Origin of the sequence: Streptomyces sp. A 4/2, from assembly GCF_940670765.1 — a bacterium.
Classification (GTDB): domain Bacteria; phylum Actinomycetota; class Actinomycetes; order Streptomycetales; family Streptomycetaceae; genus Streptomyces.
The window spans coordinates 321,772-333,504 of record NZ_CALNVW010000031.1 but is presented as its reverse complement, the minus strand read 5'-3'; the positions used below and the strand labels follow the sequence as shown (position 1 = coordinate 333,504).

Annotated in this window: 10 protein-coding genes; 2 read left to right on the top strand and 8 right to left on the bottom strand. The window is 69.9% G+C overall.

Annotated elements, in window-relative coordinates:
- The first annotated feature begins 87 nt into the window (after nt 1-87).
- Nucleotides 88-459 carry a hypothetical protein gene (locus NBY69_RS24295; RefSeq protein WP_250303531.1) on the top strand — a complete coding sequence of 124 codons (372 nt, stop codon included), beginning with the start codon at nt 88-90 and terminating at the stop codon, nt 457-459.
- Between the two features lie 22 nt (nt 460-481).
- Here NBY69_RS24295 and NBY69_RS24290 read toward each other — a convergent pair whose 3' ends face one another.
- The 6 genes from NBY69_RS24290 to NBY69_RS24265 all read right to left on the bottom strand — a co-directional run bounded on the left by NBY69_RS24290 (nt 482) and on the right by NBY69_RS24265 (nt 7,110).
- On the bottom strand, nt 482-1,309 hold the full coding sequence (locus tag NBY69_RS24290) for a shikimate dehydrogenase (RefSeq protein WP_250303529.1): 828 nt from the start codon (nt 1,307-1,309) through the stop codon (nt 482-484).
- Nucleotides 1,306-3,123 (bottom strand): endolytic transglycosylase MltG, encoded by a 1,818-nt coding sequence (gene mltG / locus NBY69_RS24285; RefSeq protein WP_250303527.1) that lies wholly within the window; start codon nt 3,121-3,123, stop codon nt 1,306-1,308. Before mltG ends, NBY69_RS24290 begins: the two co-directional genes overlap by 4 nt.
- 100 nt (nt 3,124-3,223) lie before the next feature.
- The gene (gene ruvX / locus NBY69_RS24280; RefSeq protein WP_250303642.1) at nt 3,224-3,697 is read right to left on the bottom strand and encodes a Holliday junction resolvase RuvX; all 474 of its coding nucleotides are present in this window, start codon (nt 3,695-3,697) and stop codon (nt 3,224-3,226) included.
- The gene (gene alaS, locus NBY69_RS24275; protein ID WP_250303521.1) at nt 3,694-6,363 is read right to left on the bottom strand and encodes an alanine--tRNA ligase; all 2,670 of its coding nucleotides are present in this window, start codon (nt 6,361-6,363) and stop codon (nt 3,694-3,696) included. The genes ruvX and alaS overlap by 4 nt, the downstream gene beginning before the upstream one ends.
- Nucleotides 6,363-6,674, bottom strand: a complete 312-nt coding sequence (locus tag NBY69_RS24270; protein ID WP_250303520.1) for a DUF6167 family protein — start codon at nt 6,672-6,674, stop codon at nt 6,363-6,365. The genes alaS and NBY69_RS24270 overlap by 1 nt, the downstream gene beginning before the upstream one ends.
- A 7-nt stretch (nt 6,675-6,681) precedes the next feature.
- The gene (locus NBY69_RS24265; RefSeq protein WP_250303518.1) at nt 6,682-7,110 is read right to left on the bottom strand and encodes a DUF948 domain-containing protein; all 429 of its coding nucleotides are present in this window, start codon (nt 7,108-7,110) and stop codon (nt 6,682-6,684) included.
- Nucleotides 7,111-7,269: 159 nt separating this feature from the next.
- Here NBY69_RS24265 and NBY69_RS24260 point away from each other — a divergent pair, with 159 nt between their 5' ends.
- On the top strand, nt 7,270-9,432 hold the full coding sequence (locus tag NBY69_RS24260) for an AAA family ATPase (protein ID WP_250303516.1): 2,163 nt from the start codon (nt 7,270-7,272) through the stop codon (nt 9,430-9,432).
- On the opposite strand, the gene rpsD is transcribed toward NBY69_RS24260, so the two are convergent.
- Both rpsD and NBY69_RS24250 read right to left on the bottom strand, forming a co-directional pair.
- Nucleotides 9,420-10,034 carry a 30S ribosomal protein S4 gene (gene rpsD / locus NBY69_RS24255; RefSeq protein WP_250303514.1) on the bottom strand — a complete coding sequence of 205 codons (615 nt, stop codon included), beginning with the start codon at nt 10,032-10,034 and terminating at the stop codon, nt 9,420-9,422. The two genes, NBY69_RS24260 and rpsD, sit on opposite strands and share 13 nt — an antisense overlap.
- A gap of 315 nt (nt 10,035-10,349) precedes the next feature.
- Entirely contained in the window at nt 10,350-11,717 is a 1,368-nt protein-coding gene (locus NBY69_RS24250) for a replication-associated recombination protein A (protein WP_250303508.1), read from the bottom strand.
- Between the last annotated feature and the right edge of the window lie 16 nt (nt 11,718-11,733).

The following is an 11,733-nucleotide window of genomic DNA, read 5'->3' as shown; positions in this document are numbered from 1 at the left end:
ATTCTGACGGGCGGACCCGACGGCGGTCCCACCGGACCGGCCGAGAGCCCTTCGCCCGATCCGGACGGAAGACTCTGGGAGAGAGCAATGGAACTGGAGCTCGACGGCGGCGCCCGCGTGGCGCTGGAGACCGGCCCGGCCGGGGTACGGCTGGCCGTGCGGCCGGCGGCCGACCAGGGGGCCGCGGTGCTCTGTTCCCCGGGCCGGGCAAGGGAGTTGGCCGCCGCCCTGGTCCGCGCCGCCGACGAGGCGGAGCGCGTGCGGCCCGCCGAACACGTCACCGTAGAGGCACGGGAGCTGCAGCGCGGTGACGTCCGGGACAGTGACCGCTCCATGACGGTGGACCGGGTCCGGGTCCTGGGCGACAGTGTGCAGGTCACCTGGAAGTCGGACACCGGCCGCAGCTGGACCCAGGACTACGCGGCGGACACCGTGATCGGTCTCCGCCGGAGCGTCTGACCTCGCCCGCGCGGGGGCCCGCTCAGCGTGCGCCGAGCGCCTGTTCCCCTGCCTTCCGCATCGCGGACAGCGGGGCGGGAGCCCGGCCCGTCATCTGCTCGACCTGGAGCACCGCCTGGTGCACCAGGAGGTCGAGACCGCCGACCACGGCGCCACCACGGGTCGCCCAGGCAGCGGCGAGGGCCGTCGGCCACGGCTCGTACAGCACGTCGAAGAGGGTCCCCGGCGCGTCCGGGACCGCCTCCGCCAGCGCGTCGGTGGCACCGGCCGGGGTGGTCGCGACGATCAGCGGCTCCTCGAAGGCGCGGGATGCTTCGCTCCAGTCCGCGGTGTGCACGTCGACACCCAGCCGCTCGCCCCAGCCGCGCATCTCGGCGGCGCGGGCGGCGCTGCGCACATAGGCGGTGACCCGTCCCGTACAGATGGTGGACAGGGCGGCCAGCGCGGAGGAGGCGGTGGCGCCGGCGCCGAGGACAGCCGCCGATCCGGTCTTCTCCACCCCGCGCTCGCGCAGCGCGGCGACCATTCCGGGGATGTCGGTGTTGTCGCCGCGCCTGCGGCCGTCATCGGTGAGCACGACCGTGTTGACCGCCTCGACCGAGGCCGCCGCCGCGCTCACCTCGTCGAGCAGCGGGATGATCGCGCGCTTGAGCGGCATCGTCAGCGAGAGTCCGGCCCAGGACGCGTCGAGGTCCGCGACGAACCCGGGGAGCGCCACCTCGTCCACCTCGAAACGGTCGTACGACCAGTCGTCCAGGCCGAGTTCACGGTATGCGGCGCGGTGCAGCACCGGGGACAGCGAGTGCGCGATGGGCGAGCCGAGGACGGCCGCCCGCTTTCCTGAGGTCACTGGCCCGACTGCTCCTGTTGCTTCTGATACTTTTCGCGGTTGCGGTTCTGCTCCGCGTTGGTCGCCGCGAACACCGTCTTGTCCTCCGTCACCGAAACGAAGTAGTACCAGGGACCGGAAGCGGGATTCATCGCCGAGTGCAGGGCGTCGGTGCCCGGATTGCCGATGGGGCCGGGCGGCAGACCCTTTATGTCGTAGGTGTTGTACGGGTCCTTGATCTTCCTGAGCGCGTCCACACTCCCGACGTCGAGTGTGCTCTGTTTACGCATGTAATTGATCGTGGAGTCGAATTCGAGCCGCCCGGCCGTCTCCGTGTTGTTCGACTTCAACCGGTTGTAGACGACGCGTGCCACCTTGTCGAAGTCGTTCTTGTACTTGCCTTCGGCCTGGACGAGGCTGGCCACGGTGATGACCTGGAACTCGTTCTCCAGGCCCAGCTTGTGAGCCGCCCCCGCGAGGTCCTGTTTGCTGTACGCCTCGTCCGCCTGGGCGACCATCTTCTTCAAGATGTCTTCCGGCTTCATCCCGTCACCGACCGGATAGCTCGCCGGGTAGAGGAATCCTTCCAGCGGGTCCTTGAGCTCCTTGTGTCCCTTGGCCCAGCTCGGCAGGCCCAGCTGGTCGGCCTTGTCCTTGGCGATCCCCTCGGTGGTTCCCGCCTTCAGTTTGAGCTTCGCGTCGATCGCCGAGTAGACCTGCTTGTCCCGGGTACCGGGCGGGACGATGAGCACGTTGAGGTTCTTGCTGTCCACCATCGCCATGACCGCGTTCGCCGCGGACATGTGCTGGTTCAGGGAGTAGACGCCGGCCTGGAGGACTTTGGCCTTCGGGTTCTTGTGCGTCGCGTCGACGAACGCGTCGACGCTCTTGACGACGCCCTTCTCCTTCAGGAGACGGCCGATCCCACCGGTGCCGGTGCCCCGGGGAACCTCGACCTGGATCGGTGAGGTGCCGGTGCCTTCGTAGTCGGGCAGCGGCGCGTACCGGGACTGGTAGAAGCTGTAGGCAAAGTAGCCCACGCCGCCGAGGCCGCCGACCAGGACCGCGGACACCACGAAGCAGGCACAGCCGCTGCGGCGCTTCGGTTTCTTGGACTTTCCCCGGCGGTCGCGGGTGTCCTGACGGGTCTCGGCCGGATCGTCGTCGTACTCGTCCTGGTCGTCCGGCCCGAGGGAGCTTTCCTCACCGGTGAAGAAAGGATGCGTCTCCGGCTCGGGCTCGGCCTCGGCCTCCGGCTCGGGTTCCACGGGCGCCGGGGGCTGCTGCCACTCCTCGCGCTGCCCGGGAGGCTGCGGCGGCGGGTAGGCGTCGGGCGTCGGGTAGTAGTCGGGGTTCTCGCCACCGTAGTGCGTGGGCTGGCCGCCGTACGGGGCCGAGGGATCCACACCGTACGGCAGGCCGGACTGCTGACCGCTGTCCCAGCCGCCGTCGTACGGCGGCTGGGCCTGCTGCTGGTACGGGTCCTGCGGGTACTGCTGCTGGTTCTGCCCGTACTGGTTCTGTCCGTACTGGTTCTGCTGCTGACCGAACTGATCCGGGCCCTGCTGGTACTGCCCGTGCTGCGGCTGCACCTGCTGCGGCTGCCCCTGCGGGTACTGACCCTGCTGGTACTGCTGCTGGTAGGGGTCCTGCGGCTGGCTGTACACCGGGTTGCCGTACTGGTCGTACTGCTGCTGTCCCTGGTGGTACTGCTGCTGCCCGTCGTAAGCCGGCTGACCTGAGACGTCCTGCTGACCTCCCCATCCCTGGTCCCCGTACAACGGGTCCTCGGGATGCCACGGTTCGGAGCCTGCGCCCCGGCCATACTCAGTCATCGGTCCCCTAGAGCCGCGAGGCCTCCGGACGGTCCGCCTCTTTTACTGTGCGGCAGCTGTTCGAAACCCGCCGCATGGCGCGGACGTTACCGTATCGCGATCAGACAACCACTTCGACGCCCTCGCCCGGAGCTGCCCCCGACGCCCGTTCGGACTCAAGTGCATTCTGGAGGATGACGACAGCCGCAGCCTGGTCGATAACAGAACGACCCTTTTTGGACTTTACGCCGGATGCGCGCAAACTCTGGCCGGCCGTCACCGTGGTCATTCTCTCGTCGATCAACCGCACCGGAACGGGAGCGATACCACGGGCGAGTTCCTGGGCGAACACCCGGACCTTGGCCGCTGCCGGGCCCTCGCCCCCGTTGAGGGAGCGAGGGAGGCCGACGACCACCTCGATCGGCTCGTACTCGCCGGTCAGCTGCTTCAACCGCCGGTGGGCGGCCGGGACATCACGTCCCGGCACGGTCTCCACCGGCGTGGCCAGCACCCCGTCGGGGTCGCACGAGGCGACCCCGATCCGGGCGTCCCCCACGTCGATCGCCAGTCGGCGGCCTCTGCGCACGGCGGTCAGGCCGTTTCGCCGACGAGGCGCTCGACGGCGGCCACGGCGTCACCGATGGCGTCCGGGTCCTGGCCGCCGCCCTGCGCGACGTCCGGCTTGCCGCCACCGCCGCCGCCGAGGGTCTTGGCAGCCGTACGGACCAGCTCACCGGCCTTGAGACCGCGTTCGCGGGCGGCCTCGTTGGTGGCGATGACCGTCAGCGGTCGGCCGTTTGCCGTGGTGAAGAGGGCGACCACGGCCGGACGGTCGCCCGGGATGCGGCCCCGGACGTCCAGGACGAGCCTGCGCAGGTCGTCGGCGCCCGTGCCGTCAGGAACCTGACCGGTCACGACGGCCACGCCGCGTACGTCCTTGGCACCCGCGGCGAGCCCGGCGGCGGCCTGGAGGACCTTCTCCGCGCGGAACTTCTCGATCTCCTTCTCGGCGTCCTTGAGCTTGGCGAGCATGCCCGAGATCCTCTCCGGGAGCTCCTCGGAACGGCCCTTGACCAGCTCCTGGAGCTGAGCGACGACCATGTGCTCCCTGGCCAGGAACTGGTACGCGTCGACCCCGACCAGGGCCTCGATACGGCGTACCCCGGAGCCGATCGACGACTCGCCGAGCAGCTTCACCAGACCCAGCTGGGCGGTGTTGTGGACGTGCGTACCGCCGCACAGCTCCTTGGAGAAGTCGCCGATGGTGACGACTCGCACCCGCTCGCCGTACTTCTCACCGAACTCGGCGATGGCACCCTGCTTCTTGGCCTCGTCGATGGACATGACCTCGGCCTGGACGTCCAGTTCACGGGCGAGAACGTCGTTGATCTTGTGCTCGACGTCGGTGAGCACCGTGCCGGGAACGGCGTTGGGCGAACCGAAGTCGAAGCGGAAGCGGCCCGGCGAGTTCTCCGAACCGGCCTGGGCGGCCGTCGGGCCGAGGGCGTCACGCAGCGCCTGGTGCGTGAGGTGGGTGGCGCTGTGGGCGCGGGCGATGGCCCGGCGGCGGCGCAGGTCGATGGCGACGTGGGCGGCGGCGCCGAGCGTCACCTCGCCGACCTGGACCGAGCCCTTGTGCACGGAGACGCCGGGGACCGGCTGCTGGACGTCACGGACCTCGACCACGGCGCCCGAGTCGAGCCTGATCCGGCCGGTGTCGGCGAGCTGGCCGCCGCCCTCGGCGTAGAAGGGGGTCCGGTCGAGAACGATCTCGACCTCGTCGCCCTCGGTGGCAGCGGGCGAGGGCACACCGTCGACGAGCAGACCGACGACGGTCGACTCGCCCTCGGTGGCGGTGTATCCGGTGAACTCGGTGGAACCGGCGCGGTCGGCGACCTCACGGTAGGCGGAGAGATCGGCGTGACCGGTCTTCTTGGCCCTGGCGTCGGCCTTGGCGCGCTCGCGCTGTTCCTTCATCAGCCGGCGGAACCCGGCCTCGTCCACGGAGACGCCCTGTTCGGCGGCCATCTCCAGGGTGAGGTCGATCGGGAAGCCCCAGGTGTCGTGGAGCAGGAAGGCCTTCTCACCGGCGAGCACCTGACCGCCCGCGGCCTTGGTCTCGGTGACGGCGGTGTCGAGGATGTTGGTACCGGCCTTCAGCGTCTTGACGAAGGCGGCCTCCTCGGCGAGGGCGACGGTCTCGATCCGCTTGCGGTCGGTGATCAGCTCCGGGTACTGCTGCCCCATGGCGTTGATCACGACGTCGACCAGCTCGGCGACGACCGGGCCCGAGGCGCCCAGCAGGCGCATGTTGCGGATGGCGCGGCGCATGATGCGGCGCAGGACGTAGCCACGGCCCTCGTTGCCGGGGGTGACGCCGTCACCGATGAGCATCACCGACGTACGCATGTGGTCGGTGACGACCCGCAGCGCGACGTCGGAACCCTCGCCGGTGCCGTACCGGACGCCGGTCAGCTCGGTGGCCTTGTCGATGACGACCTGCGAGGTGTCGATCTCGTACAGGTTCCGCACGCCCTGGAGGATCATGGCGAGGCGTTCGAGGCCGAGGCCGGTGTCGATGTTCCTGGACGGCAGGTCACCGAGGATCGGGAAGTCCTCCTTGCCGTCCCCGGCACCACGCTCGAACTGCATGAAGACCAGGTTCCAGATCTCCACGTAGCGCTCGTCGTTGACGGCGGGGCCGCCCTCGACGCCGAACTCCGGACCGCGGTCGTAGTTGATCTCGGAACACGGTCCACAGGGTCCGGGGACGCCCATGGACCAGAAGTTGTCCTTCTTGCCCAGCCGCTGGATGCGCTCGGCCGGTACGCCGATCTTCTCGCGCCAGATCTGCTCGGCCTCGTCGTCGTCGAGGTAGACCGTGATCCACAGCCGCTCGGGGTCCAGGCCGTACCCGCCGTCGGCCACGGAGTTGGTGAGCAGCTCCCAGGCGTAGGCGATGGCGCCTTCCTTGAAGTAGTCACCGAACGAGAAGTTGCCGCACATCTGGAAGAACGTGCCGTGCCGGGTGGTCTTGCCGACCTCTTCGATGTCCGGGGTACGGACACACTTCTGCACGCTGGTGGCGCGCGGGGCGGGGGGCTTGGCCTCGCCGAGGAAGTACGGCTTGAACGGGACCATGCCCGCGGGGACCAGCAGCAGAGTCGGGTCGTCCGCGATGAGCGACGCCGAAGGGACGACGGTGTGCCCGCGCTCCTCGAAGAAGCTCAGCCAGCGGCGGCGAATTTCGGCCGACTCCATCAGTGGTCCTCATTCCGGTTGTGCGAATGCTTGGTGTATTCGATGGCAGCGAGGTGACGCTGCACGGGAAGTCCGGGGGCGGGCGGCGCCTCGATGCCGAGTGCCTCTCCCAGCTCCGCCTCGCGCTGGGCCATCCCGGCCCGTACGTCGATGGCGAAGTCCTTGAGCCGGTGGCCCGCGTCGACGGCCTTGTTCGCGGCCTGCGCCGCGAGGCTCTCGGGGCTCAGCTGCTTGATCTTGCGATTGACCTTGGTGGTCGCCCAGACACCGGCTGCGGCGCCCGTGGCGAACCAGAACGTACGGCGGAACATTGCAGCGTCAGCCCTTCCGCTTCCTGCGCCGTGCGGTCTCCACCGTACGGCCGACGATCACCGGCGGACGGGACCGCTCCGGCTCCGCTCCGGTCTTGCGGCCCAGTGCCTGGCGTACGCCGTAGCCGAAGGCCGCGACCTTCACCAGCGGGCCGCCGAACGTCGACGCGACGGTGGTGGAGAGGGCCGATGCGTTGGAGGTGACCTCCTGGACGTCCGTCGCGATGGCGTCCACCCGCTCCAGCTGGGTCTGCGCGGTGCGCACGGCCGTCGAAGCGTCGGCGAGCAGCGGAACGGCCTGATCCGTCACGTCCGCCACGAGCTTGGTGGTCGCCCTGAGCGTCTGGGCCAGCCTCACCAGCACCACGGCGAGGAAGGAGACCAGGATCGCCCAGAAGACGGCCACCAGGATGCCGGCCACCTCTCCACCGGACACGTTGCACCGCCTTCGGGTCATCGGAAGTCGCGTCGATTTTCGGTTCCCCGAGCCTATCGCGCCGGGGCTCGGCCCCCGTACCGCATTACCGCCGCCCCCGCCCGGACTTCCGGGATCGGATTGTACGCACTGCACACCTGCGGATACTCTCCGTGCCCTATGCGAAGCGACTCGTCCGGCCGCGCAAGCGCCATCCAGGGAAACCTTCCGGCAGAGCTCGACCGGTTCATCGGGCGCACGGCCGAACTGGCCGAGCTGGAGGGGCTCCTGGCGGCGTCCCGCCTGGTGACCGTGACCGGTGTCGGCGGCGTGGGCAAGACCCGGATTGCCACGCACGTCGCCGAAAGGTTGCAGGAACGGTTCTGCGACGGGGTGTGGCTGGCCGGGCTGTCGGCTCTGCGCGACCCCGAACTGCTGGAGCACGCACTCGTCGAGTCGCTGGGGCTGACCGACCACACCAGCAGGCCGCCGCGCGAAGTACTGACCGCCCATCTCGCCGGGCGCCAGCTCCTGCTCGTCGTCGACGGCTTCGAGCACCTCGTCGACGCCTGCGCCGCACTGCTGCTGGAACTGCTGCGCGGCGCACCGCGGCTGAAGGTGCTCGCCGTCGGCAGGCGCCCCCTGGACATCGAGGGCGAGCGGACGCTCACGCTGCCGCCGATGCGGGCCCCGGACGCCGAACAGTTCTTCGCCGACCGCGCCGCGGCCCGGCGCCCCGCCTTCCGTCTCACCGAGCAGAACAGCGCCCGGGTACGGGAGTTGTGCGGCAGGCTGGACGGGATTCCGCTGGCGCTGGAGCTCGCCGCGGCACGGATGCGGGCGCTCTCGGTCGAGCAGCTGCTGGCCAGACTCGACGACCGCTTCCGCCTGCTCACCGGGGGCGGCAGAGGCGTGCTGCCCCGCCATCGGACCCTCCGTACCGCGATCGGGTGGAGCCACGAGCTGTGCACACCCGAGCAACGGCTGCTGTGGGCAAGGCTGTCCGTGTTCGTGGGCACCTTCGACCTGGAGGCGGCCGAGTACATCTGCGGCGGCCCCGATCTGCCGTCCGAGCAGATCCTCGACGTACTCGGCGAGCTGCTGGCGCAGTCCGTGGTGGTACGGGAGGACGCCGCGGCCGGGATCCGCTACCGGATGCTGGACACGGTCAGCGAGTACGGCGCGGACTGGCTGGGGTCGACGGGTGACACGGACCGGCTGCGGCGCCGCCACCGGGACTGGTTCCTGGGGCTCGCCACCTGGTGCGAGCTGGACTGGTTCAGCGCACGGCAGGCCGGGATCGCGGCCCGCGTCGAGAGCGAACTGCCCAATCTGCGGGGCGCGATGGAGTTCTCGCTGGAGCAACCGGAGGACGTTCACCTGGCGCAGCATCTGGCCGGGGCGCTCTGGTTCTACTGGGCGGGCTGCGGGCGGCTGGCCGAGGGCCGGCACTGGCTGAGCCAGGTGCTGGAGGCGGAGAGCGGATACGGCGCGGCGCGGCTCAAGGTCCTGTGGGTGCTGGGTTACGTGTCGGTGCTCCAGGGCGACGCGGTCGCCGCGGTCGCCGCCCTGCAGGAGTGCCACGAGGCGGCCGAACAGTGCGGCGACGCCACGGCCGCCGCCTACGCGCTGCACCGGACGGGCTGCCTCGCACTGGTCTCCGACGACATGCCGCGCGCGGAGGAGTTGCTGCGCACGGCGGTCACCCGGTACCGGGAGATCGGCGAACTCAACAGCAATGTCCTGATGGGGCAGGTGGAGCTGGCGATGGCGGTGTGCTTCCGCGGCCGGCTCGACGAGGCAGCCGCGATCTGTCAGGACGTCGTGGCGGTCTGCGAGGACCACGGGGAGCGCTGGGCACAGGCGTACGCGCGGTACGTCCTGGCCTTCGAGGCCTGGTCCGCCGGCCGTCCCGACCAGGCCCGCGAACTGCTGGCCGCGTGCCTCTCCGCCAGCCACACCTTCCATGACCTGCTCGGCACGGTACTGGCGCTGGAGCTGATGGCGCTGCTCACGCTGGAGGACGGCGACGCCGCGGAGGCGGCCCTGTTGCAAGGCGCCGCCGGGCAGCTCTGGACATCCGTCGGGCTGCCGCTCTTCGGCTCGGCCTACTACAACGCACCGCATCTGCGCTGCGCGCGGCGGGCCCGGGAGGAGCTGGGCTCCGGAGCGTACGAGAAGCTGCTCGCCGAGGGAGCGCGGCTGGGGACGGACGTGGCGGTCGACCGGGCGCTGCACGGCCCCGTCCCATGCGAAGACCCGCCGCCCCCTGCTCCGCGAGGAGCGAGGGGACGACGGGCCGGAACGCTGAAGCGCGAGGTACGTCCGGATCAGCGGGCGTAGTACTCGACGACCAGCTGCTCGTCGCAGATGACCGGGATTTCCTTGCGGTTCGGGTCGCGGTCCAGGCGGAAGGCCAGGGCCTTCAGGTTCACCTGGAGGTAGCGCGGGGTCTCACCGTCGGTGTCGTAGCCACCCTCACGGGCCACCTGGAAGGGGACCTTCTCGCGGCTGCGCTCGCGGACCGTCACGACGTCGTCGGGGCGGACGCGGAACGAAGGCTTGTCGACCTTGCGGCCGTTGACCTCGATGTGGCCGTGGACGACCATCTGACGCGACTGGTAGATGGTGCGGGCGATGCCCGAACGCAGGACCAGGGCGTCGAGGCGACGCTCGAGCTCGACGACCAGCGCCTCGCCCGTCTTGCCGCCGGCCTTCTTGGCGCGGTCGTAGGCGCGCGCCATCTGGCGCTCGCTGATGTCGTACTGGGCGCGCAGGCGCTGCTTCTCCAGCAGACGGACCTTGTAGTCCGAGTTCTGCTTGCGGCCACGGCCGTGCTCGCCCGGCGGGTACGGACGGGCCTCGAAGTACTTGACAGCCTTCGGCGTCAGCGCGATACCGAGCGCGCGTGACTTCTTGACCTTGGGACGCGACTGGTTAGGCACGTTCTCCAAACCTCCATGGTTGGGCTAGGTTAGGCTCACCTTACTCAAGGAGATCGTACGTCTCGTCCGGGGAACACCAATCACCTCACGGACAACACAAAGAAGGCCGACGCTCTGGGCGTCGACACGACGGAGGTCCGATCAGATCGTGGTCAGCCGCGTCCCAGCGGACTTGAAAATCGCGCGGATGCCGTCAGCAGCCGAGCGCACACGAACTCATCTACAGAGTACCTGCTCCGCGACACTGCTCGTCACCAGGGCTGCCACCGGGGCGGAAGGACACCAAGACCTGTCCGGTACGGTGCGACCGCCGGGTCACTGACGGCCTTCGGCGCCTTCCCCGGCCAGTCGCCCGCGCACCTTCTCGACCACGTCCGCGTAGCGCGCCTCCGCGCCGTAGCGGGTGGGCTCGTAGTAGTGCTTCCCGTGGACGGCGTCCGGAGCGTACTGCTGGGCGGCGATGGCGCCCGGCACATCGTGCGGGTAGACATAGCCCTGGGCGTGGCCGAGCTTGGCCGCGCCCTGGTAGTGCCCGTCGCGTATGTGTGGCGGGACCGGACCGACCAGACCGGCGCGGACATCCGCACGGGCGGCGGTGATCGCCGTCGTGGCGGCGTTCGACTTGGGCGCGAGCGCCAGGGCGATGGTGGCGTGGCTGAGGGTGAGCGCGGCCTCGGGGAATCCGATCATCGCGACGGCCTGGGCGGCGGCGACCGCGGTCGGCAGCGCGGTGGGATCGGCCAGGCCGATGTCCTCACTGGCGGAGATCATCAGCCGTCGGGCGATGAACCGCGGGTCCTCCCCCGCCTCGATCATGCGGGCCAGATAGTGCAGTGCGGCGTCCACGTCCGAGCCGCGGATCGACTTGATGAGGGCGCTCGCCACGTCGTAGTGCTGATCGCCGTCGCGGTCGTACTTCACCGCGGCGCGGTCGACCGTCTCCTCCACGGTTTCGAGGCTGATCTCGGTCTCGGACTTGGCCATGGCCGCGCCCGCCGCCGCTTCCAGCGCGGTGAGCGCACGGCGCGCGTCCCCGCCCGAGATCCGCAGCAGGTGCGCCTCGGCCTCCTTCTGCAGCGTGACCGCCGCACCGAGTCCGCGCTCCTCCGTCAGCGCCCGGTGCAGCAGCGAGCGCAGGTCCTCGTCGGTGAGCGACTCCAGGGTGAGGAGCAGGGACCGCGAGAGGAGCGGCGAGATGATCGAGAAGTACGGATTCTCGGTGGTCGCGGCGATCAGGGTGACCCAGCGGTTCTCCACCGCGGGGAGCAGCGAGTCCTGCTGGGCCTTGCTGAAGCGGTGGATCTCGTCGAGGAAGAGGACGGTCTCCTTGCCGTACCCACCGGAGGCGCGGCGCGCGCCGTCGATGACCGTGCGCACTTCCTTGACACCGGCGGTGATCGCGGAGAGCTCCACGAAGCGCTTCTGCGTGGCCTGGCTGACGACGTAGGCGAGCGTCGTCTTGCCGATCCCCGGCGGCCCCCAGAGCAGTACCGAGGACGGTCCGGCGGGGCCACCGCCGGACTCACCGACCAGCCGCCTCAGCGGCGATCCCCGCTTCAGCAGGTGCTGCTGACCGACGACCTCGTCGAGCGTGCGCGGGCGCATCCGTACGGCGAGGGGGCTGCTGGACGGGTCCTTCTCCTGGCGCTCTTCGGCCGCGGCGGTGAACAGATCGGGTTCCACACGGAAAACCCTATGT

Bases quoted from the DNA above. Each gene is read 5' to 3' on its own strand.
- NBY69_RS24295 (WP_250303531.1), top strand. From the start codon at position 88: ATGGAACTGGAGCTCGACGGCGGCGCCCGCGTGGCGCTGGAGACCGGC.
- mltG (WP_250303527.1), bottom strand. From the start codon at position 3,123: ATGACTGAGTATGGCCGGGGCGCAGGCTCCGAACCGTGGCATCCCGAG.
- alaS (WP_250303521.1), bottom strand. From the start codon at position 6,363: ATGGAGTCGGCCGAAATTCGCCGCCGCTGGCTGAGCTTCTTCGAGGAG.
- NBY69_RS24270 (WP_250303520.1), bottom strand. From the start codon at position 6,674: ATGTTCCGCCGTACGTTCTGGTTCGCCACGGGCGCCGCAGCCGGTGTC.
- NBY69_RS24260 (WP_250303516.1), top strand. From the start codon at position 7,270: ATGCGAAGCGACTCGTCCGGCCGCGCAAGCGCCATCCAGGGAAACCTT.